Below are 25,819 nucleotides of genomic sequence, written 5' to 3'. Positions count from 1 at the left end.
GCTGCCCGGCCCGGATAGCGTCGCCCCGCAGCACCGCCGCGCCGCTCGACCGGTGCGGCGCCGCATTCAAATAAATAACAAACCCTGGAAGGAGACAAGCCATGGGCAAGCGGATGTCCGCACTGTGCGGACTGGGCCTCGTATCGGCCGGCGCCTGCGCGCAGAGCACGATCACGCTGTACGGCGTGGCCGACATCTATACGGAATTCCTCACCCACCAGGCCGCGCCCGGCGACAAGTCGTCGGCATCGCTCGTGCGGCTGGCGTCGGGCGGCAAGAGCGGCTCGCGCTGGGGCCTGAAGGGCGTCGAGGAGCTCGGCGGCGGCTGGCAGGCCGCGTTCCGGCTCGAAAGCGGCATCAACCTGAACAACGGCACCGGCACCGGCGCGGGCGGCTTCGACCGCTCCGCGTGGGTCGGGCTGCAGCACGAACGCTGGGGCGCGCTGCGGCTCGGCCACCAGTACTCGACGCTGTTCGACGTGATGGAGCGCTATTCGCCGACGGGGGCGTACTCGACGTTGTACGAGCCGGCCGGCGCGATCGTCGGCGTCAACTTCCGCGAGAACAACGTCGCCAAGTACCTGGCGAAGATCGGCTCGCTGACGCTCGAAACGCACTATTCGTTCGGCGGCACGCCCGGCGCGTTCCAGTCGAACGCCGCCTACGGTGCCGGCTTCGACTATGCCGGCGGCGCGTTCTCGTTCGCCGCGGCGTTCGACAACGTCAACACGCCGCAGCCGGGCGGCTTCGCGCATTTCCGCCGCTACGCCGCCGCCGCGATCGTGTCCGTCGACCGCGCGCAGCTGCTGGCCGGCGTCACGCACGGCCAGAGCGGCGTCGCCGCGCCGTCGGTCGTGACGAACTACACGTTCTGGTGGGCCGGCGTGCGCTACATGATCACCCCTTACCTGCAGGCGATCGGCGCGTTCTATTACGAGGACATCCGCGCGCAGAATCCGCCGAACGCGCAGGCGCCCGCGCCGCACCCGGCCAACCCGCAGCAGGTCACGTTGCAGCTGAACTACTTGCTGTCGAAAGCCGTCACGCTGTACCTGGCGGCCGGCTACGCGCGCCGCGCCGCGCTCGATTTCGACAATTACAACTACAACTTCCTCCACTACACGCTGGCCGCCGACCGCGCGAGCAGCGCGGGCGCGGCGCTCGGCCTGCGCAAGCTGTTCTGAGCCCGCCTCTCCCCCCGTTTCAGGAACCTTCGGAGCAACTGATGAACCGCCGCCACTTCCTTTCCACGCTGACCGGCGCGGCGCTCGCGCTGCCGCTCGCCCATGCCCGCGCCGGCGCCCTGCCGGCCGCCGGCGCAACCGCCGACCGCCCGGATCTCGCGCAACAGCTCGCCGACTACGCGGCCGGGCTGCAGTATCGCGACCTCGACGCCGAGACCATCGAGACGATCAAGGCGCACCTGATCGACGCGCTCGGCTGCGCGATCGCCGCACACGACGAACGCCCGGTGCGGATCGCGCGCGACGCGGCGCTCGCGTCGCCAGGCGGCGTGTCGACGATCGTCGGCACGAACCGGCGCACGAGCCCCGATCTCGCCGCGTTCGCGACCGGCACCGCGCTGCGCTACTACGATTTCAACGACGCGTACGCCGGCAAGGAGACCGGCCATCCGAGCGACAACATGTCCGCGTGCCTCGCCGTCGCCGAAGCGCAGCATGCGAACGGCCGCGACCTGATCCTGTCGATCGCGATCGCGTACGAGATCGCGTGCCGGCTGATGGACGCCGCCGCGATCAGCCCGCGCGGCTGGGACCACACGTGCTACAGCCTGCCCGCGGTCGCGCTCGCCGCCGGCAAGCTGATGCGCATGCCCGCGCCGCAGCTGGTGCAGGCGGTGAACCTGTCGATCAACAGCCATCTCGCGCTGAACCAGACGCGCGTCCAGCAGCTGTCGAACTGGAAGGCGCTCGCCGATGCGGACGCGGCGCGCAACGCGGTGTTCTCGACGCAGCTCGCGCGCGCCGGGCTGACCGGCCCGTCACCGATCTTCGAAGGCATGGCGGGGTTCTTTCCGCAGGTGTCCGGGCCGTTCGCCGTCGACACGCGCGAATTCGGCGGGCGCGGCGGCGCGTTCCGGATCGGCAAGTGCTTCGTGAAGTTCTATCCCGCGCAAGGGCTCACGCAAACCGCGATTCCGGCCGCGCTCGACGTCGCCGCGCAGGTCGGCGACCTGCGCCGCATCCGGCGCATCGAGATCCACACGACCGAAGTGGGCTACGTGACGGCCGGCCGCGACCGCGAAAAATGGGCGCCGTCGACCCACGAGACCGCCGATCACAGCCTGCCGTACATCGTGGCGCGCGCGATGCTCGACGGCGACATCACGACCGAGAGCTACCGGCACGACGCGCTGCGCGATCCGGCGCTGCGCGCGCTGATCGAGCGGATCACGGTGCACGAGGACCCGGCGCTGACCGCCCGCTATCCGGCGCAGGCGCCGAACCGGGTGACGGCCGTATGCGAAGACGGCACGACCTGCGCGAAGCAGGTGGACGACCTGCCCGGCTCGCCGACGCGGCCGATGCGGCGCGACGACTACGACGCGAAGTTCGCGAAGAACTGCCGGCGACACTGGAGCCCGACGCAGATCCGCGCGGCGCTCGATTATCTGTGGCGGCTCGACGAGCAGCCCGACGTCGCCGCGCTGCCGCCGCTGCTCGTCGTCGGCTGACCCGCATGAACGGCCGCGGGGCGGCTCACGCTAAGCCTCCGCCGCGACGCCGTGCCGTTCGAGCGCTTCCGCGACCTCGACGATGCGGCCGCGCAGCCACGCATGCGCGTTGCTGCCGTCGTAGCGGCGGTGCCAGTACAGCGACCACGCGACGGGCTCCATCGCGAGCGGCAGCTCGCGGATCACGAGCCGCGCATCGTCGAGGCTCACCGCATGCCGCTCCGACATGATCACCGCGTACGGCAGCGCATCCAGCATGTTCGGCACGACGAGCCAGTGCGGCACGTTGAGCACGATGCGCCGCGTGCAGTTCATGTTCGCGAGCAGGTTGTCGACCAGACTGTGGTCGACCGGGTTGATCGTCACGTTGAGGAAGTCGAGCGCGAGGAACCGTTCGAGCGTCAGCGGCCTGCCCGCGTCCGGATGGCTGCGGCTCATCACGCAGACCATCCGGTCATGAAACACGGTTTGCGACGACAGCGTGCCCGAATGTTCGAGGCCCGCGCTGACCGCCAGGTCGAGCAGCCCCGATTCGAGCGCGTCGGCGGTCTTGGCGGCGCTCATGTGCACGACGTCCATGCCGATATTCGGGCTGGCCAGGCGCATGCAGCGCAGCAGGGCCGGCAGCAAAAGCAATTCGGTGAGATCCGACATGCGCACCGTAAAATGGCGCTCGGACGTAATAGGATTGAATTGATAATCCGATTCAAATAATTCCTCGATTTGTTGCATGATCTGTCGAATCGGCATGGCCAGCGCCTGCGCGCGCGGTGTCAGTTCCATGCCGACCGCGGTGCGCGCCAGGATCTCGTCCTTGAACACGAACCGCAGCCGCGCCAGCGCGTTGCTGACGGCCGGCTGCGTGAGGCCGACCTTCTGGCCGGCCCGCGTGACCTGTTTCTCCGTCAGCAGCGCATCGAGTATGACCAGCAGGTTCAAATCGATCGAACGTAGATTCATGTTTGCGACCATCCACTAAACAGGTTAATCACCGCCTCCGATCACGATTGCGAAATTCCGCAATCGGAGCAATCCCCTGATATTTAGTGCAATGCACAAGAATAGTCCAATCTTGACTTGTCGATATTTTTTAGATAACGGCCGATATTATTTATGGTTTTAAATTAAATTGCCCGTTTCGCGTCGATTCTTCTGAATACCTTGTCAATCGGCAATTGAATTCGCACTTTGCGCAAGCCGGTCTCGCTGCAAAAAAAGTGCGTGCGGCCGCCGCCACGGCCGCACGCACGCTCAAACGGTCGCGACGGGATTCACCGGCGCGCCGACCAGGCCGCGGATATGCAGCGGCGGCGCGGTCAGCAGAAACCGGTTCCGACGGTGCGCATGCAGCCAGTTCGCGAGCGGCGTCAGGTGCCACAGCTCGCCGAGGTGAATGCCGAGCTTGAACAGGCACAGCTCGTGCAGCGGCATCAGTGCGCCCGGTTGCGCGAGCGGCTGCGCATGCTGCGGACGTTCCTCGATCGCATGGTTGTCGGCCACGAGCGCGGCCAGCCCCGATTCGTCGATCCATTGCAGCAGTCCCGCATCGCTGCTGTCCAGCACGCACGCGCTCGCAACCGTCGCCGGCGATCCGCCGCCGTCGTTCAGCAGCAGATCCGCGAAGCCCGTGTGTATGCAGACGATGTCGCCGCGGTCGACCTGCACGCGGTCCGCGTCCATCACCTGCATCAGCTGCGCGAAGCCGACCTTCGTGCGCGCGTCGCCGAAATGACGCCGCAGGTCGATCAGCACGCCGCGCCCCTGCACGCCCGTCTGCGCCATCACCTCGATGCCGAGCGCGCGCGCGCCGCCCGTCGCGTCGCCTTCCTGCGGCACCCGCAGATGCTCGCCCATCCGGAAGCCGTTGTAGAACACGATTTCAGGCACGCCGTCGTCGTCCGCGTCGAACAGGCCGCCCACGTGCGACAGGCCGTCCCACTGCGTCGAGAACTGCGAGTGCATGCAGAATGAATCGTCGCAGACCACATCGGTTGCGTTCGCAACCTGTTGGTCCGCGCGATAGCCGAAGTACGGCTTGTCGCCGAGCAGCGCCGGCATGATCGCCGGCGGCCGGCGCCGCGCGTTCAGCCCGCCGCCGCGCGGTACGTCGAGCGGCAGGCTCAGCGAGAACGACAGCCCTTCCCGGACCTCGGCTGCGCCCTGCCGCACCTTGTCCGGCGTCAGCCAGTTCAGCCGCCCCTTCTGATCGTCGGGACCGAAATCGCCCCAGTTCGAGCCGGGCGGCCGCTTTTTCCAGCGCGGTGCATTCAAGATCGGTGCCCTCCTTCAGTGCCTGACGTCAGCGCCGCGAGCGCGTCGAGCGGCGCATCGTCGGCGAGCGCCTGCACGGCATCGCGCAGCGCGAGCGCGCGCGTCATGCCGAGCGCCGAACTCGCCGCCAGCACGAATTTCGCGGTGAGCTCCTGTTCGGTCAGCGGCCGCGAATTCGTGCCCTTGCTCGACTCGATCCGCGCCTCGCGCACCTGCCCGTCACGCAGCTCGACGCGCAGCACGGCCGGCAGGAAGTTCGGGAAGCGCGCGTCGCACCACGGATCGGCCACGCAGCGCACCTTCGCGGCCAGCGCGCGCCGGGCGGGGTCCTGCGCGAGCGCATCGCCGAAATCGTCGAACCAGACGCCGAGCCCGCCGCCGCCGAGCAGCGCCGCCGCGACCGTGTACGGCCCTGAGAACGCCGCCGCATAACCGTTCGGCGGATTCGCCTTCAGCTCCGCCGGCTCGCCGATCGTGCGCAGCGTCGACGTCGCGACCCGCAGCTCGGCCGACACCACGTCGTCCGCCGTCACGCCTTGCGCCTTCAGTCGCAGCGCCGCGTCGATGCCCGGATGCGTGAAGTGGTTGCACGGATACGGCTTGAAGATGATCCGGCTCGTCTCCCATTCGTCGCCCAGGTCGCGCAGCACCGCGTCGACGTCGGCGAGGTCGCCGCACCACGCGTGGAAGAAGCCGAAGCGGCCTTCGAGCGCGGTCGGCGGCGCGGTCACGCCCGCGCCCGCCAGCTCCGCCGCGCTCACGCCCGCGTGCGCCGCCCAGCCGCAGTGAACCCGCTTCACCGAGCCGCCGGTGCGGTTCGCTTCGAGCAGGCCCGCGCCCATGCTCGCGGCAATGCCGAGCGCCGCCGCGATCTGCGCGGCGTCGAGCCCGAGCAGCATCGCCGCGGCCGCCGCCGCGCCGACCGTGCCGCAGATCGACGTCGCGTGCTGGCCGCGCTCGAAGAACACCGAATTGCCGAGCCGCTCGTTGTAAGCGGCGACGCCGAGCCGGATGCATATCTCGGTGCCGACCGTGATCGCATCGAGCAGCGCCGCGCCCGACGCGCCGCTCGCCTGCGCGGCGGCGAGCGCGGCCGGAATCACGGACGCGCTCGGATGCAGCACCGACCGCATGTGCGAATCGTCGAAATCCATCGCATGCGCGAGCGTGCCGTTGACCAGCGCGGCGCTCGCGGCCGGCAGCCGGTCGGGCGCGCCGATCACGCTCGCCGGGCCGGTACCGGCCCAGCGCCGCGCGACCTGCAGCACCGACTGCGCGACCGGTTCGTCGTGCGCGATCAGGCTGTTGCCGACCACGTCGAGCACGCGCGCGGCGGCCTCGACGCGCAGCCTGCGATCCAGCCCTTCGGCGCGCACCTCCGCCGCGAAGCGGCCGAGCGCGCCGACGATGCCGTCGGGCGGCGCGGGCCGGTTCGGTGCGGCCGGATCAGCGGCCACCGCCGGAGCGGAAAGCGTGTCGGGTGTGCTCATGCCAGTGCTCCACTGAGTCGAAGATTGTTCGCGAGCGCGAGCGTCACGCGCGCGTTGGCGATCAGCGGCGGCGCGACCACGCGGCCGTCCGGCAGCACGAACACCGACGACGCCGAGGCCTTGCCCGCCGCCGCATCGACCGCCTCGAGCACACGCTCGGCCGCGCGGATCTCGTCGTCCGACGGCGTGAACACCTCGTTGATCACCGAAAGCTGCGACGGATGGATCGCGAAGCGGCCGAGGAACCCCATCGATTTCGCGCGCAGCGTCGATTCCTTCAGGCCGTCGAGATCGGGCAGCGTGTGATAGACGGTCTGGATCGGCCCGTTCAGCCCCGCCGCGCGCGACGCGACCACGCAGCGCGCACGGCACACCTCGAGCGTGAAGTTGTCGACGCCGATCTGCAGATCCGCGCGCAGGTCGCTCTCGCCGAGCCCGATCCGTTCGAGCCGCGGCGACGCGGTCGCGAGCTGGTAAGCCGTCTCTACGCCGTACGCCGACTCGATCAGGATCTGGATGCCCGCATCGCAGCCGAGCGCGTCGAGCCAGCCCGCGACTTCCTGGATCTGCTGCGGCAGGTCGCATTTCGGCAGGCGCAGCGCCTGCAGCGCGGGCTGCGCGATCGCTTCGACGTCGTCGCGGCACCACGGGCTGCCGATCGGGTTGATCCGCACGTACGTCGGCTTCGGCGGACCTTCCGCGAGAATCGCGGCGGCCGCCTCGCGTGCTTCGGCCTTGTGGCTGGCCGGCACGGCATCCTCGAGGTCGAGCACGACGGCATCGGCTTCGCTTGCATACGCCTTTTCCACTACCTGCGCCTTGTGCGCGGGCACGTAAAGGTAACTGCGGTAAGTTGCGCTGGTTTTCATATGATTCCCCGCTCGGTCAAATCGGCGATCTCGCGCCGCTCCAGTCCCAATGCGCCGAATACTTCGTCGTTGTGCGTGCCGCGCGCCGGCCCGCCCCAGCGGATCGCGCCGGGCGTGTCGGACAGCCGGAACGGCACGTTGTGCGTGCGGAACGCGCCGAGCTCCGCGTCGGGCACCGACACGATCGAGCCGAGCGCCGCGTACTGCGGATCGCGCAGCACGTCGGCGACGTCGTAGATCGGCGCGACCGCCGCCTGCGCGCGCTCGAATTCGGCGATCACGTCGTCGCGCGTGCGCTGCCCGATCCAGCCGCCGACCGCCGCATCCAGCTCGTCCGCATGCTTCGCGCGTTCGGCGCCGTTCGCGAACCACGGTTCGTCGATCAGGTCCGCGCGGCCGACGAGGCGCATCACGCGCTCGGCGATGCTGTGCGCCGACGTCGACAGCGCGACCCATTTGCCGTCCGACGTGCGGTAGACGCCGCGCGGCGAATTGTTCGGCGAGCGATTGCCGGTGCGCTCGGGCACCCGGCCCGTCTGGTCGTAGCTCGCGACCTGCGCGCCCATCGCCGCGAGCATCGTCTCGATGATCGCGAGATCGACGACCTGGCCGCGCCCGGTGCGCTCGCGCGCCTTCAGCGCGGTCATGATCGCGAACGCGGCGGTCAGCCCCGCGACCGTGTCGGCGAGCGGGAACGACGGCAGCAGCGGCGGCCCGTCCGCGTCGCCGGTGATCGACGCGAGCCCGCTCATCGCCTCGGCCAGCGTGCCGAAGCCCGGGCGGCTCGCATACGGGCCGAACTGGCCGAAGCCCGTCACCCGCACGAGCACGAGCCGCGGGTTGAGCGCGGACAGCACGTCGTAGCCGAGCCCCCAGCGTTCGAGCGTGCCGGGCCGGAAATTCTCGACGACCACGTCCGCCTGCGCCGCCAGCTCGCGGAAGATCCGCTGGCCGTCGGCCGTGCCGAGATTCAGCGTGACCGCCCGCTTGTTGCGCGCGAGCACCTTCCACCACAACGGCACGTCGTCGCGGCGCGCGCCGTACTTGCGCGCCGGATCGCCGTCCGGATGCTCGACCTTGATCACGTCGGCGCCGTAGTCCGCGAGCATCGTTGCCGCGAGCGGGCCCGCGAACAACGTCGCGGCGTCGATCACGCGAATGCCGTCAAGCGGCGCCGGTCTGGAGGCGTCCGGCGCCGCGCCGGCGTCGACGTCCCCGATTTCCACAGTGGCCATGCCGTTCTCCAGTCAGATGGATTGCACGGCGCGCCGCGCGCCGATATCGTCTGCATGACTAAGCGTCGTGCAGCGATGCGGGCGCGGCGCGCGACCTGCCGCTCAGACGGCGTTGATCCGGTAGATCGGGAAATACGTCTGGATCTTCCCGTTCAGGTAGTCGGACGCGAGCTTCGGCACCTCGTCGAAATCGAAGATCTCGGTCGGCTCCTGGCCGATCCAGCCGCTCGTTTCCTGGAAGTCGCGGATCGTGATGCTGTCGTCATAGCGCCACGCATGCGTGTGGATGTGCAGGCGGCGGTTGATGCATTCCGTCGCGCGCAGGTTCCACAGGCGCATCCCGGTCTTCCAGCCGACCGTCGTGACGATGCCGGTGCGGCCGACCACGCGCATCGTCGCGCGATACAGTGCGCCGCCGAGGTTGTCGAGGAAGATCGCGACGCCGCGGCCGCCGCTCAGTTCCGCGATCGTCTCCGCGAACACGCGCTCCGACTCGCGATAGCTCGCCTGGTACTCGGGATCGGTCTTGTAGCGCTCGTCGTCATACGCGAGATTCGGGAACTTGCGGCGATCGACCGGCGTGATGCCGAGCTTCGCGAGTTCCTCGAGGCGCCGGTCGTTGCTCGCCGTCATCGCGACGCGAAAACCCTCGCGCTTCGCGAGCTGCAGTTCGGCGAGCGTCGTGCCGCCGCCCCAGCCGAACACCAGGTAGTCGGCCGGATCGACGTCCGGCAGCTGCGAGCGCCAGCACGCCGACGCCACCTTCCAGTTGTCCCACGCGGTGAAGTAGCGGCCGTACGTCGCCCATTGCAGCAGCGAATGACGGCTGTCGGTCGGCACCGCCACGAGGTTGTCGGCGCGCATCTTGGTCCGCTGCGCCATCACGCCGATCGTGCCCGGCGCGTCGTACGCGTAGACGAGCTCGGCGAACCCGTATTCGTCGCGCTTGCCGAACGGCATCACCATGCAGATCTCGCCTTCCTTCAGCGTCTTCACGCCGCTGCCGCGCTCGACGATGCGCACCAGCGCACCGTTGCCGAGCACGATCTTGTCCTCGCGGCGCTGCCGGCAGATGTCGACCGGATTGCGCGACAGCGCGTGGTCGAGGTTCGCTTCCCACGATCCGTACAGCGGCTCGACCAGCACCTCGTCGGCTTCCAGATCGGAGAATTCGAAGGTCTCGCGACGCAGCTCGCCCGCCACGGGCGCCTGCTTCCTGCTCGGTTCCGGTCCTGCGTAGAGAACCCATGCATCGGTCTTGATCATCGTCATGCCTCGTTGAATGACTCTATATGAATGTGCACGCCGAACCCGCCGCCTCGTTCAGCGCGAATACGCCTGCTCCAGTGCCGCCTCCACGTCGGCCGTCGCGGCGACCTGCCCGAGCTTCGGGAAGATCTGCGTCAGCGCGAAGTGCTGCGCGTCGGTGGACGACGTGCTGACCGCGTCGCTGACGACGACGACGTTGTAGTTGTTCTCGTATGCCTGGCGCGCCGTCGATTCGACGCCGATGTTGGTCGCGATTCCCGTCAGCACGATGTCCGTGATGCCGCGTCGGCGCAGCTGCACGTCGAGATCGGTGCCGGTGAACGCGCCCCACTGGTGCTTCGTCACGACGAGGTCGGACGGCCCCACGCCGAGCGCCGGCGCGAACGCGCTCCATTCGGGATCGAGATTCGGCGGCGCCGACGGCGCATCCGTCCTGACCTTCAGCGCCACGCCGCCGTCCGGCTGGTAGCTCGTGTGCACGTAGATGACGGGCAGCTGCAGCGCGCGGAACGCGGTCGCGAGCTCGACCGTCTTCGCCACCACCTGCGCGCCGGTGTAGGGCACGACCGGCAGCGACACGATGCCGTTCTGCAGATCGATGGCGACCAGCGCGACCGTGCGATTGAGCGTCGGAATGGACATGTAGAAACCTCACTTCTGTTGGGAGATGGAAGAAGCGGCGGCATCCAGGTGCCGGCTCGATGCCGCGTTGAGCAGCAGCAGCACGCTGACGACCACCAGGACGATGGCCAGCTCGCGCAGGCCGCGATCGCTCGCCGGATGGCCGAGCGCCAGCCCGACGAGCGCAAACGACAGGCTGCCGCCGACGTACTGCGCGGTGCGGTACAGCCCCGAGGCCGTGCCGATCCGGTCGTGCGGCGCGCTCTGGTAGAGCGCCGCCTGGTTGCCGAGATTGTTGAAGCCGTTCGGCACACCGAACACGATCGACAGCAGCACGATCGACCAGACCGGCATCGCGCTGGTGAGGAGGCTCATCACGGCGCTGCCGATGCACAGCATCGCGGAGCCGATGATCAGCACCGGCCGCGAGCCGTGACGGTGCGCGACGCGGGTCGCGAGCATCGTCGCCACCGTGCCGACCGCGGCGATCGGCAGCATCACGAGGCCGGCATCGGCGGCGGACAGGCGCTTGGCCTCCTGCAGCCATATCGGCAGCGCATAGAAGATCGCGTAGAACACCGCGTAGGTGCCGACGCAGCGCAGGTACGTGCTCGTGAGCGCACGGTTGTCGCTCAGCATGCGGATGTCGATCAGCGGCGTCGCGGCCAGCCGCTCGCGCCGGACCAGCAGCGGGCACAGCACCAGCGTCGCGACGAGCAGCAGCCAGTCGGGCTCGCGCGACACCGATTGCAGGAACAGCAGCAGGCTCGTGAGCGTCAGGATGAACAGCACGACGCCCGGCAGGTCCAGCTCCTTCAACGTGCCCCGCAGCGTGCGGCGTTGCCGCGCGCCGCGCGGGACGACGTCGGCCGGAATCCACCGCCACGCGAGCACGAAGGCCAGCAGCACGATCGGCACGTTGATCCAGAAGATCGCGCGCCAGCCGGCGAACTGCACGAGCGCGCCGCCGAGCGGCGGCCCGAACGCGACGGCCACCTGCGCCGCGACCGAGATCGCACCGAGGCCGCCCGTCGGCGTCGCGCCGTTCGCGTGCCGCTGCGACCACGTGCGGATCATCGCCATGCCGGCCGGATACGCGGCGGACGTGCCGATGCCGAGCGCGACGCGCGACACAATCAGCCACCCGAGCGACGGCGCGAACGGCGCGAGCGCGGACGCGATCAAGACGATCGCGAGGCCGATGCAGAAGATCCGCTTCGCGCCGAACCGGTCGGCGAGCCGCCCCATCGTCGGCTGGCCGACGGCCGTCGCGAGATAAAGGCCCGACACGAGCCACATCGTATCGATGCGTTCATGCGCGGCGCCCTGCGGGTTGAACGCCTGCTGGATGCTGACGAGCGCGACCGCGATCATCGACGAGTTCAGCGCGTTGAGCAGCGTGCCGAGCACGATCGGGCCTACCAGCCTGCCCGGCAGGCGCAGGCCCGCCCCGCGCGCATTGCCGCCGCGCTCCGGCGTGCCGCCGGGGGACGAGGAGGTTGCTTGCGCAAGTCGATCGTGGTTCGTTTTCATGGCATCGTCACGTGGTGAATTCGCATCGCCCGATCAAATTCGAACGTGCGTTCACCTTACCGTTACGATTGCCGTGAATGAAATGGATTGTTGCGATGCACACATTCGTCGCTTGAATGCAGATCGCGAGCCGGATGCTCGAAGGCGGCCCCGGCAAACCTGGAACGACATCGGCAAACAAACCGCGTCCCTTGCCGGACGGGCGTATCCCGGGAGCGCGGCGGATCTTTCGGAGTGCATACGAAATTATTTGCGCCGTGTGCCTCCACCGGCCGACGACTGTTTTATGCGGCGGTGCAACGGGGATTCAGAGCGATAGCTCTAGACCGGCGTGACGGTTCTGCAATGCAGCTCGTCCTGACCGCGCTGAAGCACCGATCAACCACGCGCTGTCGACCGTTATCGACGACGCGTTGCGGAAATCGCGCGATACACGACGATCCGCTCGATCGCGCCCGGATCTATTGCGTGCGCGTCGACACGCTGCCGCGATCGAGCGACGCCGCACGCAGCGCCTCCCCCGGCTCCGTGAAGTAGCGCTGCCGCAACTGCGCGATCTGCGCATCGCGATCCTGTGTCGACAGGTTCTGCGCATCGATCTGCGCACGCTGTGCCGCATATTCGTTGTACTTGGCATGCCACGCGTTGTCCGCCTGCTGCATCTTCGCGACTCGCTCGGCAGCCTCCGGTCCGAGCGTTTGCGCGAGCTGTGCGCGCATTTCATCGGGCGTCGCGTTTGATTTCTGCACTTTGTCGATCTGCGCGATCGCGTTGTTCTGCTCCTTTTGCTGCTCCAGCTCGGCGCGCCGATCGGGCGGCAGTTGCTGCTCGAGCGCGGCAAGACCTGCCGCCTTCTGGCCGTCGGTCAGCGACGGATCGCGGATGATCTTCAATCGCGCGAGATCGTCACGCTGCAGCTGCTGCTCGGCGCCGAAGAACGGCTCGCTCCAGTCGCCAAGCGTGCGGCTCGCGATCGTCGCGCGCCGGTCGAGCGCGAGCTGCAGTGCCGGGAGGTCGAGCTTGTCGTCCGCCGCGCCGCCGCCCGGCAGCTTCGCGAGTTCGGCGAAATACGCGCGGTAGCGCTGCCAGACGTCGAGCGCCTCGCGTTGCGCAACCGTACCGTCGAGCTGCGCGGCGATCGCGCGCGCGACGAGCGCATCGAGTTCCGCGGCGCGCACCTGGTTTTGCGCGGTCAGGAAATAGTCGAAGAAGCCGCGCACGGCCACGACCTTGGCGAGATGGCCGTGCGCATCGAGCGGCAGGCGCGGCGCAGTCGAGCCGGCGAGTGCCGGGGGCAGCCCGCTTGCGCCGAAACCGGGCACGGTGCTCGCCGCCGTGCCGCCTGCCGACGCGGACAACATGGCCCCGCCAGGCGCGACGCCGGACATGCCGGCGTCGCGCGTCTTCCGAGCGTCGATCCCGTACCAGGCTGCGCCGGCCGCAACGACGCCCGCTACCCCGTAAAGCGCGATGCGTCGCGCGATGCCGCTCTTGCTACCTGTCATCGATTACACGCCTTGCGTTTTCAGCCGGTTCGCGTGCGTGCGGATCGCCGCCACCGGATCCTCCGCATTCGCGCCGTGCACGCCGAGAATCTGGTTGATCGCATCGGTGTGATTCCAGTGATACGTACCAAGCACCTGGCCAAACAGCGCACTGCATTGCGACACGACGCCGTCGTTCGGACCGGAGCCGCGATTGATCATCACCGTGCCGCTGCCGAGCAGCGCCAGCGTTGCCGGATTGAGCACGTTCGCCGGATCGGTGGCCCCGCTCACGCTCGTATCGACGGCACCCGTCACGCCGGCCACCGTCGTCGTCGGCTGGATCGCCGTGCCGCCCCACGAATAAAGCAGGTGCGTATTGCCGTTGACCGTCTCGGTCGACGCGCCCGCACGACACGAGCCCGGCGCACCGAGACCCGCGCTCGGAAATTTCTGGTTGTATTCGGCGGCCTTCGCCGTCGTCAGCACCGACAGCGCCTGAATCGCATTCTGGTTCGTATTGAAGTTGCTGCTCGTCAACGTGCCGAGCGCATTCGCGAACGCGCTGAGCACAGTCGACGACAGGCCGGTCGGGTCCGCCTGCAACAGCTGCTGAACGAAGTCCGCGAATTGCGAACCCCAGTGCGGCGTGCTGATCGTCGTCACCGATGCGACCAGCTCCGGCGCGACGGATGCGACATAACGCGATGTCAGGCCGCCCTGGCTATGGCCGATCAGATTCACTTTCTGCGCGCCCGTCGCCGCGAGCACCTGCTTCACGTAGGCAAGCAACTGCTCGCCGCGCCCGTTAGGGCCATCGTCGCTCTGATAGCCGGACAGATTCGCAACGTACACCTTCGCGCCGTGCGCCTGCAGATCCGCCGGAACGTGATACCAGTACTCGACGAGGCCGCCATACTTGTCGGTGCCGGTCAGCCCGTGCACGAGAATGATCGGGTACCTGGTCGCCGCATAATCGTCGACGGCGGTCGTCGCGGCGGAAGCGGCCTGCGCGCCGGCCAACGACAGAAGAGTTCCAACACTCGCGGCGGGTGCCGCGTTCATTGCGAATGCGACCACGGCCGCCGCAGTCTTCGCTCGTATCGATCTGCTCATCTTGCTCTCCATTTTTTACGTGCATGTCAGTTGCTTGAGGATGAGGACGCGAGAATCGCTGATGCAGCGACGCTTCCGGTACTGAAGCGTCGCCCGCGCGCGGGATGTCGGCCGTACCGGCCTCGACGGCTTGGCACGACACACACCGATGCCCGAAAACGAAGAAAAACGAACACAAACGAACGTTTTCGCACCAGCAGGCGAAGTGAATCACGTTCGACAAGACTGCGGAGACGGTTAGACAGGGCCCTCCAGTCAGTTGACAACGAGGGCATCAACCGCTAAACCCGGCGCTCTTCCTCGATGTCTTGCGATCCCGGCCGTTGCGGCTTTGCGCGGACGCGCACCAAACGGATCAATCGCGCCCGGGTCACTTGTGCTGGAATGTTCGGAACTGGCGGCAGCATGTCGGCGGTCTGGCGGCGGCCGACGTCAAGCGGCTCGAGCAACTCGGGCAACTCGAGCAGAAGAACGCGCGGCGGAAGAAGATGCTGGCGGAGCGTGCGCTGAAGCGGGCCGCGCACAACGGCATGGAGATGGCGCCCGACGAGCCCGGCAAGCCCTGGCAGAACGGCGCCGGCGTGGAAGAAAGCTTCAACGGCGAGTTTCGGGATGAATCAAGTCCCCCTACACACGCCCCGCCAGATGAAACCGCGACGCCGGATGCCACAACCGCACCGACGTCGCGATGTGCTCGCCGACCCACGTGCGGCGGCTCAACAACAGACACGGCTCGCCGATTTCCATCACGAGATGCCGGCGCACCTGCGCATTGGGTTTTTCAGCGTAGATCCGGAACTCCGCACGCTGGATCGGCGCGAGCCGCACCATGTAGTGATTCGGCGTCTCGATCGTGAAGTCCTGTTCCAGATACGCGGGAAACAGCGCCGGATTGACGTAGCGATCCTCGAACTGGATCGGCTCGTCTTCCTCGTAATGCACGATGCGCGAATGAAACACGGGCCCCGAACGCAGCCCTAGCGCTTCGACCGCCTCCTGATCGTCGCTGCTTTCGAGCAGCAATACGCGCGCGCTGTGCCGATGGCCGCGCTCCGCGATCTCGTCCGCGATGTTGCGGATTTCCAGCACCGTCGATTCGTAATGCCGCCGTTCGACGAACGTGCCGGCGCCCTGGATCCGGGTCAGCACGCGCTCGGTGGTCAGCTCGCGCAGCGCGCGCGACACCGTCATCCGCGCGACGCCGAACTCCTTGACCAGTTCGGCCTCGGTCGGAATCGCGCCGCCGGGCTTCCAGTCGCCGCTCGCGATCCGCTCGACGACGTAGCGCTTGATCTGCTGGTAGGCCGGCAACGCGCGCGCCGGCACGTCGCCACCCGGTGCGCCGGCCTGCCGGCCGGCAAGTTGTCGTTCCGCTTCGTTCATGCGCCCTCGATCGAATGAATGATGGATCGCCCACCGGCCGCCGCGTCGCTCGGCGGTCGGACTCCCGTCGTTACATCACGGGCGGCGGCACGCTCGCGACGATGCCGGCGGCGATCGCGATGTCGTCCGCGAGCGGCCGGTCGTCCCGGTACACCGGCACGCGTTCGCGCACATGCCGCCACAGCGCGTCGGTGGGTGCGGCCCGCGATGCGCCGTCCGCCCGCAGATCGTAGGCCTGCGCAGCGGCCAGCAGCTCGATCGCCAGCACGCGCGTCGTGTTCTCGATGATGTCTAGCGCCTTCAGCGCCGCCGGCGTCGCATGGCACAGATGATCTTCCTGCAGGCCCGACGTGATGCCGCCGTCGAGGCTCGCCGGCGCCGCGAGCCGCTGGTTCTGCGCGACGAGCGCGACCGCCGTGTACTGCGCGATCATGAAGCCCGAACAGGTGCCGCCCGGCGTGGCGAGAAACGCCGGCAGCCCGCTCACGAGCGGATTAACGAGCCGGTCGAGACGCCGTTCGGCGATTGCCGCGACCTGGGCCATCGCCGCCGCGAGGCTGTCCATCGCCAGCGCGATGCCCGCGCCGACCGCATGCGCCTGCGAATGGACGGCCGGCGCGTCGCGCGTGCCGGCCACGATCGGATTGTCGGTCACCGACGCGAGTTCCCGATCGACCACCTCCGCCGTCACGTCGAACACGTCGCGCGCCGCGCCGTGCACGTGCGGAATCGTGCGCAGGCTGAGCGGATCCTGCGTATGCCGGCCGCTTGCCGCCGCGAGCATCCCGCTGTCGGCGAGCAGCGCACGCAAGCGCGCGCCGACGTGCCCGATGCCGGGCGAGATCCGCAACGCAAGCGACGCCGGATCGAACGCGGCGAGCTGGCCGCCGAGATTCTCGAAGCTCATCGCCGAAACCCAGTCGGCCCAGTCGAGCAGCCGTTCCGCGCGGGCGAGCGCGAGCGCGGCCAACCCCGTCACGCACGGCGTGCCGTTGACGAGGCTCAGCCCTTCCTTCGCGCCGAGCACGAGCGGCTCGCGGCCGATGCGGCGCAACGCCTCGTCGCCGCGAATCCGCTCGCCGCGATGGCGCGCATGACCATGGCCGATGCAGACGAGCGCGACATGCGCCATGTGGGTCAGATAACCGACGGAGCCGTGCGCCGGCACTTCCGGCAGGCAATCGTGTTCCAGCAACGCGACGAGCTGGTCGACGACGTCGGCACGCACGCCCGAATGCCCGTGCGCGTAATTGTTGATCGCAGCGGCCATGATCGCGCGCGTTTCCGGCCCGCCGAGCGGTGCGCCCACGCCGACCGCGTGGCTCATCAGGATGTTGCGCGACAGCGTGCTCTGCTGCGCCGGCGACACGATCACGTCGCACAGCGCGCCGACGCCCGTATTGACGCCATACGCGCGGATGCCGCGCGCGACGATTTCGTCGACGAGCTCACGGGCCGCGACGACGCGTACGCGCGCCTCATCGGCCAGCGCGAGCGGCTCGCCGGCGGCCACTGCCGCGACCTGCCGCCAGTCGAGCGGTTTTGCCGAACGGAATACGGTCATGGCGGCCTCAGTTCGCGGAACGGTCGTGGTGGCTCGACACGAACTGCCGGAAGCGCTCCGAGCACTGGCCGCCGAACAGATCGCCGGGCGTGCCGTCCGAATCGACCTCGCCCTGATGCAGGAACATCACGCGGTTCGACACGTGCCGCGCAAAACCCATCTCGTGCGTGACGACCAGCATCGTGCGCCCTTCCTCCGCGAGCGAGCGCATCACGCGCAGCACCTCGCCGACCAGTTCCGGATCGAGCGCCGACGTCGGTTCGTCGAACAGCATCACCTTCGGATGCATCGCGAGCGCACGCGCAATCGCGACGCGCTGCTGCTGGCCGCCCGACAGGTGCGCCGGATAGTAGCCGCGCTTGTCCGCGAGGCCGACGCGCGCGAGCAGCGCCTCGGCTTCCTCGACCGCTTCCGCGCGGCTGCGCTTCTGCACGCGCAGCGGGCCTTCGACGAGGTTGTCGAGCACCGTCATGTGCGACCACAGGTTGAAGTTCTGGAACACCATCCCGAGCTGCGAACGGATCCGGTCGACCTGGCGCCGGTCGCCCGGATGCAGCTTGCCGTCGCGCGTGCGCTTCATCTTCAGTTCCTCGCCGGCGAGCGCAACGGTGCCGTCGTCGGGCGTCTCGAGCAGGTTCAGGCAGCGCAGGAACGTGCTCTTGCCCGAGCCGCTCGCGCCGAGGATCGAGATGACGTCGCCCTCGTGCGCGTCGAGCGAAATGCCCTTCAGCACATGGTGATCGCCGAACGACTTGTGGATGTTCCTGACCGACAGGGCAACGGGAGCAGCGGTGTTCATCGGATTCTCCGGAAGGGATGGATGCGCTCAGGGCGCGACGCGCCGGGCGTTGCGCGCCGCCGCGGCGGGCGGGCCGGCCGGCTTCGGCGCACGCAGGTGGGCCGACAGCCGCCACTCGAGCGCGCCGAGCACGCGCACGACGATGAAGTTCAGGCCGAGGTAGATGAGGGCCGCGCACACGAACACCTCGGTCGTGCGGTAGGTCTGCTGGATGATCTGCTGCGCGACGCCCGTCACTTCCCACACGGTGACGAGGCTGGCCAGCGCGGTCGACTTGACGAGCAGCACGGCTTCGGTCGAATACGCGGGCAGGCACTGGCGCAGCGCGATCGGGCCGATCACGCGCCGCAGCAGCGCGAAGCCCGACAGGCCGATCGAATAACCGGCCTCGATCTGCCCGACCGGCACGGCCATCAGCCCGCCGCGCACGATCTCGGCCGTATAGCCGGCCGTGCACAACGCCAGCGACAGCACCGCGCACACATACGGCTCGCGCAGCAGCGGCCACACGAAGCTCTCGCGAATCACGCCGAACTGGCCGAGCCCGTAATACACAAGGAACATCTGGATCAGCAGCGGCGAACCGCGAAACACGAGGATGTACGCGCGCGCGAAGCGGTTCGGCAGCCAGCGCGGCGACACGCGCATCGTGACGATCACGAGCGACAGCAGGCCGCCGAGCACGAGCGACGCGAAGAACAGGCCGAGCGTGGTCGGCACGGCCGCGAGCAACTGGCGCAGCGTGTCGAGGAGGAAATCGAAATCGATGGACATGCGTGCTCTCCGTCAGTTGCGCGCGAAATTGCGGCGGAACGAGCGGCCGACGATCGCTTCCGCCCGGTTGAACACGCGGTTCGACAGGCCCGTCATCACGAGGTAGAGCGCGCCGCCCGCGACGAAGAACACGAAGTACTGGTGCGTCGAGTTCGCGGCGATCTGGCTCGTGCGCAGCAGCTCGGCGAGCCCGGTGACCGAGATCAATGCGGAGTCCTTGAGGCTCAGTTGCCACACGTTGCCGATTCCCGGCAGCGCGAAGCGCAGCACCTGCGGAATCAGGATGCGGCGCAGCACCATGCCGCGCGACATGCCGACCGAGCGCGCCGCCTCGAGTTCGCCCTTCGACACGGCCAGCACGGCCGCGCGGTACACCTCGGCCTGATACGCGCCCGAGATCATCCCGACCGCCAGCGCACCGACCACGAACGGCGGCACGCCGACGAAGCCTTCCGCGCCGAACCACTGGCCGACGGTCGTGACGAGCGTCGAGCCGCCGAAATAGAACAGGTAGATGACGAGCAGTTCGGGCACACCGCGAAACACCGTCGTGTAGAGATCGCCGAGCAGGCGCGCGCTGCGGTGGCGCGACAGTTTCGCGGCCGCGATCGCGGCGCCGATCACGGCGCCGACCGCGAGCGCGGCGAGCGTCAGCGCGACCGTCATCAGTGCGGCGAGCAGCAGCACGCCGCCCCAGCCTTCGGTTCCGAAGCCGAGCATTTCGAGAATCGCCATGCGTGCCTCCCGGCAAGCGTTGAATGTATCTGCAGGATGCGCGCCGCCGCGCGTCGCCGTGTCGTTGCGCCGTGACGTCAACTACGCGGCGGCGGCCGGACGTGCGCTTACGGCGTGACGTCGGTCTTGAACCACTTGTCGGCAAGCTTCTTCACGGTGCCGTCCGCGAGCGCAGCGCCGATCGCCGCATCGAACTTGGTCTTCAGGTCGGCATCCTGCTTGCGGAATGCGAGACCTTCGCCCGGCCCCCAGATCGGCCCGCCGAGCTTCGGGCCCGCTAGCACGATCGACGCGTTTTCCTTCTTCTCGATGTTCGCCGCGTAGTACGTGACGTCGTCGAACGACGCATCGATGCGCCCGGCGACGAGGTCGAGATCGCGCTCGGGCGAGGTCTTGTACACGCGGATCGACGCGATGTCCTTGAAGCTGTCGTTGATGAACTTCGTATAGACGGTGCCCGACTGGATGCCGATCGTCTTGCCCTTCAACTGCTTGCGCAGCGCGTCGACGGTCGGCTTGTCGGCGTTCGCGTCGCCGGTCAGCTTGACGGCCGGCGCGCCGGCCGCGGCCTTCGGCAGAATCTTCGTGTCGGTGACGGCGAACGTCGCCGGCGTGGCCGCATAGGGGCGCGAGAACAGCAGGATCTTCTCGCGCTCCGGCGTGATCGAGATCGCATCCATCAGGACATCGAACTTGCCGGCCTGCAGGCCGGGAATCATCCCGTCCCAGTCCTGCGCGACCATGTTGCACTGGACCTTGATCCGGCCGCACACGTTGGCGAGCAGTTCCGGCTCGAAGCCGCCGAGCTTGCCGCCCGGCAGCGTGAGGTTCCACGGCGCGTAGCCGCCTTCGAGCGCCACCGTCACCGTCTTCCATTCCTTCGCCTGCACCGGCGCGGCGAGCGTTGCCGCCGCGGCCGCGATGGCGCCGATCGTCTTGATTGCCCACTTGATGCGCTTGCCGTTCACGAGATTTCTCCTTGCGTTGAAGTTCGTCATCCCCTCGGTCATGCAAGCCGCCTCAGGAATTTGTCTATACAAGCATGCAAGAAGAAAAACGGCGGGACAAGCGTTGATCAAAAAAAACCGAGTAAACGCGGGAAATCCCCTAAATACAGGGCTCCAGCGCGCCTCATTGCGGGGAATCCGGGCACGGATTTGGTGCAATCGACATGGACAACTCGCTAGGATGACTAGACAAATTTCGAATTGGATCGCCGGGGCGCCGACCATTCGACATGCGGAGACGGGAAGGTCGGACTGACCCGCATAAGGTCTGCGGATTGGATCGCCGGTCGATGCTCGATCGAGTATTGCGGGCCACGCTTCGACATCACGCGCGTGCCGATCCGGCGGTGCGTTCGCGTTCTTCGGAAGTCGACGCGAGCGCGACCGATCGGATCGGGGAACGTGTCGACGCCCCCATCCGCGCCATGCTCGCGCGCCCATGGCCGAGTCCACGTCGGCCCCATGAGGTAGCCCCTACGCGCCGCTTCGAGTGGCCAGGGGATCGGTGTCTTGCAGCAGAACGCGGAAATCGTGCCGGACGGCGTAAGGACGAGCTGAGACAGGGCGCGACCGGGTGTCGGCATCACCTGGAAGACACCTGCTTCGACTTGCTGCCGCCAAACGTCGCGACGACGCTGTCGGTGAAACGGTCGAAATCGTCGGGGGCGACGCACACGTGCGTCGTGCGGATGGCAGACCTGCCGCGAGCGAAGGCGTAGCGGCGGGCTTGAGAGGCGTCGCGCACGCAGCGGGAGCGACGACGAAGCCGTTCGCCAGCATCAGCGCAAGCAATGCTGCACGAACGTGCTCCAGGATTGAATTTTCTTCCTGCTTCAATGCGCCGGAAAAAAGATCAGGCGCGACCGTCCCCTTCCCCGCGTTGAACATCGCCAAGCATGGTGACGAGGACGAGCGCGGCGATCAGCCCCAGGTGCTCGAAAAAGCTGTTGAGCGCCATGAAGCGCGCCACGCCCGTCTGGTTCCAGAAGTCGTTCGCCACCAGCATCGCGACGACGGTCAGCACGCCGAGTCCACCCGCGCCAATCCAGGTGAACCGGCGAAATACCACGCACAGCGAACCGCCGATCTCGACCACAACCGCCAGTGCAGCCCAGAACGCGGGCGGGTGCAGGCCGAAATGCGCCTGCTCCGCGATCGCGTCGCCGAAGTGCATCGCCTTGTTGACGCCGCCGATCAGAAAGGCGGACACCAGCGCAAGTCGTACCAGCACGCCGACCCACGGCTGCGCCAGCAGCACACGAATCCACCCGGGGCTGTACCGGCCGGTTGTCGTCGACATGTCAGATCGCCCAGCAGGAACAACCGAACGCGCCCCAGAAACCCTTCGCGTCCGACGTCGGCAATGTGCTACCCCATGCGCTCGCGTGCGCATGGGCGTGCACGTTGCATGCGCTCGCGCAGCCGCACATCGCGGCGGCGGCCGCACGCTGCAGCGGTGCACCGTTGCGCTGCGTCGCGCCCCAGCCGCCGTAGCCGCCGTACTCGCGCACCGGCGACCAGTCCGGCATCGCCGGCGGAATCGGCGCATCGTGCGATGCGAACGGCCCCGCGCCCCATACGATCTTGCCGCCGACCACCGTCAGCAACGCGGTCGTGCCCGCGATATCGTCTTCCGCGCATGCGAAGAAATCGCGATCCGGGACCACCAGGTCGGCGAGCTGCCCGACCGATACACGCCCTTTCTTCCCTTCCTCGTTCGAGAACCAGGTCACGTATTCGGTCCACATCCGCAGTGCGGTCTCGCGATCGAGCAGGTTGCGTTGCGGGTACATGCGCAGCCCGCCGACCGTCTTGCCCGTCACGAGCCATGCGAGCGACACCCACGGGTTGTACGACGCGACGCGCGTTGCGTCGGTGCCGGCCGACACCTTGATGCCCTTCGAGAGCATCTTCGCGACGGGCGGCGTCGCTTCGGCCGCCTGTGCGCCGTAGCGCTCGACGAAGTATTCGCCCTGGTACGCCATGCGGTGCTGCACCGCGATGCCGCCGCCCAGCGCCGCGATACGATCCATCGATTTTTCGGTGATCGTTTCAGCGTGATCGAAGAACCAGTTCAGGCCTTCGAGCGGGATGTCCTGGTTGACCTTCTCGAACACGTCGAGCGCGCGGCTGATCGTTTCGTCGTAGGTCGCATGCATGCGCCACGGCCAGCGGTTCTGTGCGAGCACGCGCACGACGCCTTCGAGATCGTCCTCCATCTGCGCCGGCAGGTCCGGGCGCGCGACGCGGAAATCCTCGAAGTCGGCCGCCGAGAACACCAGCATCTCGCCCGCGCCGTTGTTGCGGAAATAGTCGGTGCCGTCGTGATACTTGACGCTCTTGGTCCAGTTCACGAAGTCTTCCTTCTCCGCGTTCGGCTTCTGCGTGAACAGGTTGTACGCGATCCGGATCGTCATCTCGCCCGCGTCGTGCAGCTTGCGGATCACTTCGTAATCGTCGGGATAATTCTGCGACCCGCCGCCCGCATCGATCACGCCGGTCACGCCGAGACGGTTCAGTTCGCGCATGAAGTGGCGCGTCGAGTTGTACTGGTATTCGAACGGCAGCTTCGGCCCCTTCGCGAGCGTCGCATAGAGGATCGTCGCGTTCGGGTTCGCGAGCAGCAGCCCGGTCGGGTTGCCCGCGGCGTCGCGCAGGATCGTGCCGCCCGGCGGCTCCGGCGTGTCCTTCGTGTAGCCCACCACGCGCAGCGCGGCCGCGTTCAGCAGCGCACGATCGTACAGGTGCAGGATGAACACCGGCGTGTCGGGCGCGACCGCGTTGAGTTCCTCGATCGTCGGCAGCCGCTTCTCGGCGAACTGGTGCTCGGTGAAGCCGCCGACCACGCGCACCCACTGCGGTGCGGGCGTGATCGCGACCTGCCGCCTGAGCATGTCCATCGCGACCGCGAGCGACGGCACGCCGTCCCAGCGCAGCTCCATGTTGTAGTTCAAACCGCCGCGAATTACGTGGCAGTGGTTGTCGATCAGGCCCGGCAGCACGGCACGGCCGCCGAGATCGACGACCTTCGTCGCGCGCCCGGCGAGCGACATGACGTCCGCTTCGGTGCCGACCGCGACGAAGCGGCCAGCGGCTATCGCCACCGCGGTCGCGGTGGGGTTTGCGCGGTCCAGGGTCGTGAACCTTCCGTTATGGAGGATCAGATCCGGTTGGGACTCGGTTGCGGTCATATACGTCACCTCGATTCGATCAGAAGCCAAAGAGCTGTTTGAGGGTGGGGATGGCCTGCACGCCGATCAACATGCCGAGCAACCCGACAAGGGCAATCAGCGGAGGCGCCGGAGAACGGACCTTGATTGCGCTGTAAATGACACCGATCAGCAAGCCCGCACCAAGGGAAACCAGATAAGGTTCCATACGATCAATTTCTCGGACAGGTTGGAATGCAGGTCGTAACGTCCTGGCAAACACGCTGCGGGCGGCATCCGTGAATCGACCACGTACGCCGCCCGCGATTTCATGTTGCCGATGCCGCGTGTTCGCAGGGAACACGCCGCATCGGCATGCGACAGTCGCAACGGCCGGCGGTTACTTCGCCGGCACGGGCGGGATCGACTCGTGCGGCGTCTGCGTACGCTCGGCAGCCTTGTGGACCATCGTGTACGCGTAATCGACGCCCATCCCGTACGCGCCCGAGTGCTCCTTCGCGATCGCCATCACCGCGTCGTAGCTGTCGCGGCGCGCCCAGTCGCGCTGCCATTCGAGCAGGACCTGCTGCCACGTGACGGGCACCACTCCCGCCTGCACCATGCGCTGCATCGCGAAGTCGTGCGCGGCCTGCGACGTGCCGCCCGATGCGTCGGCGACCATGTAGATTTCGTAGTCGCCTTCGAGCATCGCGCACAGCGCGAACGTCGTATTGCAGACTTCCGTCCACAGGCCCGACACGACCACCTTCTTGCGGCCGTTCGCGGCAAGCGCGTCGCGCACCTTCTGGTCGTCCCACGAGTTCATCGACGTGCGTTCGAGCGTCTTCTGGTTCGGGAACACGTCGAGCAGCTCGGGATAGGTGTGGCCCGAGAAGCTCTCGGATTCCACCGTCGTGATCGTGGTCGGGATGTTGAACACCTTCGCGGCCTTCGCAAGCCCGACGACGTTGTTCTTCAGCACCTGACGATCGATCGACTGCACGCCGAACGCCATCTGCGGCTGCTGGTCGATGAAGATCAACTGGCTGTTCTGCGGGGTGAGTACTTCAAGCTTCGGATTGCTCATGGCGGTCATGTCCTTTGACGCGGAGAAAAAAGAGGGGCTGCCTCGCCGGCAAGCCGGGGCCACCCAATGCGCTGTGCCGGCAGGTTTTCCTGCCAGCCGGTGTCATTCAACACGCTGTTTCATGGTAACGCCACTTAATCAAATCGATTAATAAAATCCCTAAAACCAGCCCTTAAAAGATCTTAAAACCATCGAATTGAATGATCACATCAAAAAAGACCTGCTACGCTATCGAATGAATTCGGGAACGTCCGCGGATCAGTAGTTATCCGTATATTTCACACGGTTGTCATTCACTTGTATCCGAATCATGAAGCCGTATATTTCATCGCTGCTTGCCGGCATTCTCGCTGGCGCCGTCTACTACCTGATCGGCGTGCAATCGCCCGCTCCGCCCACGATCGCGCTGGCCGGCCTGCTGGGCATCCTTGCCGGCGAACAGATCCTGCCGATCGCACGGAGGATGCTTGCGGGGATTCATCTGAAAACCGCGTGGAGCGAGGCGAAGTGCAGCCAGCACATGTTCGGCTCCCTGCCCGGTGCCCAGGCATCCGATGGCGCCGCGAAGAAACGTTGATCGACGGCATCGTGACCCGCGTTGATTGACCGCATTCCAGCGGCCGATCGACGGGCCAACCGATCTGCCGACGCCGACGACACGCGGGCAAGCGGAACGCGAAGCACCCTCGAAAGCCGGGCCCGGCCGGCACGGCTCCCCGTGCGCCGACGCTCCGGAAA

Annotated in this window: 23 protein-coding genes and 1 pseudogene; 3 read left to right on the top strand and 21 right to left on the bottom strand. The window is 67.4% G+C overall.

Features of this window, described 5'->3' with window-relative positions; all coding sequences use genetic code 11:
• The first annotated feature begins 101 nt into the window (after positions 1–101).
• Both GD429_RS23270 and GD429_RS23265 read left to right on the top strand, forming a co-directional pair.
• Positions 102–1,184 (top strand): porin, encoded by a 1,083-nt coding sequence (locus GD429_RS23270; RefSeq protein WP_152860317.1) that lies wholly within the window; start codon positions 102–104, stop codon positions 1,182–1,184.
• A gap of 41 nt (positions 1,185–1,225) precedes the next feature.
• Positions 1,226–2,695 (top strand): MmgE/PrpD family protein, encoded by a 1,470-nt coding sequence (locus GD429_RS23265; protein ID WP_152860315.1) that lies wholly within the window; start codon positions 1,226–1,228, stop codon positions 2,693–2,695.
• Between the two features lie 30 nt (positions 2,696–2,725).
• Here GD429_RS23265 and GD429_RS23260 read toward each other — a convergent pair whose 3' ends face one another.
• The 21 genes and pseudogenes from GD429_RS23260 to GD429_RS23165 form a co-directional block, all read right to left on the bottom strand.
• Positions 2,726–3,655 (bottom strand): LysR family transcriptional regulator, encoded by a 930-nt coding sequence (locus GD429_RS23260; RefSeq protein WP_152860313.1) that lies wholly within the window; start codon positions 3,653–3,655, stop codon positions 2,726–2,728.
• Positions 3,656–3,946: 291 nt separating this feature from the next.
• Positions 3,947–4,966 (bottom strand): cyclase family protein, encoded by a 1,020-nt coding sequence (locus GD429_RS23255; protein ID WP_152860311.1) that lies wholly within the window; start codon positions 4,964–4,966, stop codon positions 3,947–3,949.
• On the bottom strand, positions 4,963–6,456 hold the full coding sequence (locus GD429_RS23250) for an MmgE/PrpD family protein (protein ID WP_152860309.1): 1,494 nt from the start codon (positions 6,454–6,456) through the stop codon (positions 4,963–4,965). The genes GD429_RS23255 and GD429_RS23250 overlap by 4 nt, the downstream gene beginning before the upstream one ends.
• Entirely contained in the window at positions 6,453–7,325 is an 873-nt protein-coding gene (locus tag GD429_RS23245; RefSeq protein WP_152860307.1) for an HpcH/HpaI aldolase/citrate lyase family protein, read from the bottom strand. Before GD429_RS23245 ends, GD429_RS23250 begins: the two co-directional genes overlap by 4 nt.
• Positions 7,322–8,560, bottom strand: a complete 1,239-nt coding sequence (locus tag GD429_RS23240; protein WP_152860305.1) for a CoA transferase — start codon at positions 8,558–8,560, stop codon at positions 7,322–7,324. The genes GD429_RS23245 and GD429_RS23240 overlap by 4 nt, the downstream gene beginning before the upstream one ends.
• 102 nt (positions 8,561–8,662) lie before the next feature.
• The gene (locus GD429_RS23235; RefSeq protein WP_072445218.1) at positions 8,663–9,826 is read right to left on the bottom strand and encodes a quinone oxidoreductase family protein; all 1,164 of its coding nucleotides are present in this window, start codon (positions 9,824–9,826) and stop codon (positions 8,663–8,665) included.
• A gap of 57 nt (positions 9,827–9,883) precedes the next feature.
• Entirely contained in the window at positions 9,884–10,471 is a 588-nt protein-coding gene (locus GD429_RS23230) for a hydrolase (RefSeq protein WP_152860303.1), read from the bottom strand.
• Positions 10,472–10,480: 9 nt separating this feature from the next.
• The gene (locus GD429_RS23225) at positions 10,481–11,983 is read right to left on the bottom strand and encodes an MFS transporter (RefSeq protein WP_152860301.1); all 1,503 of its coding nucleotides are present in this window, start codon (positions 11,981–11,983) and stop codon (positions 10,481–10,483) included.
• Between the two features lie 461 nt (positions 11,984–12,444).
• Positions 12,445–13,488 carry a lipase secretion chaperone gene (locus tag GD429_RS23220; protein WP_152860299.1) on the bottom strand — a complete coding sequence of 348 codons (1,044 nt, stop codon included), beginning with the start codon at positions 13,486–13,488 and terminating at the stop codon, positions 12,445–12,447.
• Between the two features lie 3 nt (positions 13,489–13,491).
• The gene (locus GD429_RS23215; protein WP_152860297.1) at positions 13,492–14,583 is read right to left on the bottom strand and encodes a triacylglycerol lipase; all 1,092 of its coding nucleotides are present in this window, start codon (positions 14,581–14,583) and stop codon (positions 13,492–13,494) included.
• 627 nt (positions 14,584–15,210) lie between these two features.
• The gene (gene hutC / locus GD429_RS23210) at positions 15,211–15,966 is read right to left on the bottom strand and encodes a histidine utilization repressor (protein WP_152860295.1); all 756 of its coding nucleotides are present in this window, start codon (positions 15,964–15,966) and stop codon (positions 15,211–15,213) included.
• 70 nt (positions 15,967–16,036) lie between these two features.
• The gene (locus GD429_RS23205; protein WP_152860293.1) at positions 16,037–17,530 is read right to left on the bottom strand and encodes an HAL/PAL/TAL family ammonia-lyase; all 1,494 of its coding nucleotides are present in this window, start codon (positions 17,528–17,530) and stop codon (positions 16,037–16,039) included.
• A gap of 7 nt (positions 17,531–17,537) precedes the next feature.
• Positions 17,538–18,329, bottom strand: a complete 792-nt coding sequence (locus GD429_RS23200; RefSeq protein WP_034184353.1) for an ABC transporter ATP-binding protein — start codon at positions 18,327–18,329, stop codon at positions 17,538–17,540.
• Between the two features lie 27 nt (positions 18,330–18,356).
• Positions 18,357–19,103, bottom strand: a complete 747-nt coding sequence (locus GD429_RS23195; protein ID WP_152860291.1) for an ABC transporter permease — start codon at positions 19,101–19,103, stop codon at positions 18,357–18,359.
• A gap of 12 nt (positions 19,104–19,115) precedes the next feature.
• Entirely contained in the window at positions 19,116–19,838 is a 723-nt protein-coding gene (locus GD429_RS23190) for an ABC transporter permease (RefSeq protein ID WP_152860289.1), read from the bottom strand.
• A 107-nt stretch (positions 19,839–19,945) separates the two neighbouring features.
• On the bottom strand, positions 19,946–20,836 hold the full coding sequence (locus tag GD429_RS23185) for a transporter substrate-binding domain-containing protein (protein WP_152860417.1): 891 nt from the start codon (positions 20,834–20,836) through the stop codon (positions 19,946–19,948).
• A 389-nt stretch (positions 20,837–21,225) separates the two neighbouring features.
• A pseudogene (locus GD429_RS41225) lies at positions 21,226–21,658 on the bottom strand (glyoxalase); the annotation flags it as partial.
• A 40-nt stretch (positions 21,659–21,698) separates the two neighbouring features.
• Entirely contained in the window at positions 21,699–22,145 is a 447-nt protein-coding gene (locus tag GD429_RS23180; RefSeq protein ID WP_152860287.1) for a DoxX family protein, read from the bottom strand.
• 1 nt (position 22,146) lies between these two features.
• On the bottom strand, positions 22,147–24,036 hold the full coding sequence (locus GD429_RS23175; RefSeq protein WP_152860285.1) for an amidohydrolase: 1,890 nt from the start codon (positions 24,034–24,036) through the stop codon (positions 22,147–22,149).
• Positions 24,037–24,055: 19 nt separating this feature from the next.
• On the bottom strand, positions 24,056–24,223 hold the full coding sequence (locus GD429_RS23170) for a DUF1427 family protein (protein WP_034184358.1): 168 nt from the start codon (positions 24,221–24,223) through the stop codon (positions 24,056–24,058).
• A gap of 171 nt (positions 24,224–24,394) precedes the next feature.
• Positions 24,395–25,081: a hydrolase gene (locus tag GD429_RS23165; RefSeq protein WP_152860283.1), complete on the bottom strand. Its 687-nt coding sequence runs from the start codon at positions 25,079–25,081 to the stop codon at positions 24,395–24,397.
• 310 nt (positions 25,082–25,391) lie between these two features.
• Between GD429_RS23165 and GD429_RS23160 the strand changes: the two genes are divergently transcribed.
• Positions 25,392–25,658: a XapX domain-containing protein gene (locus GD429_RS23160; RefSeq protein WP_152860281.1), complete on the top strand. Its 267-nt coding sequence runs from the start codon at positions 25,392–25,394 to the stop codon at positions 25,656–25,658.
• Positions 25,659–25,819: the final 161 nt, after the last annotated feature.

It is taken from the genome of Burkholderia sp. BE17, from assembly GCF_009362305.1.
In the GTDB taxonomy this organism is placed as follows: domain Bacteria; phylum Pseudomonadota; class Gammaproteobacteria; order Burkholderiales; family Burkholderiaceae; genus Burkholderia; species Burkholderia pyrrocinia_C.
Note: the sequence above shows the minus strand (reverse complement) of the source record. Positions and strands in the feature narration are given on the sequence as shown.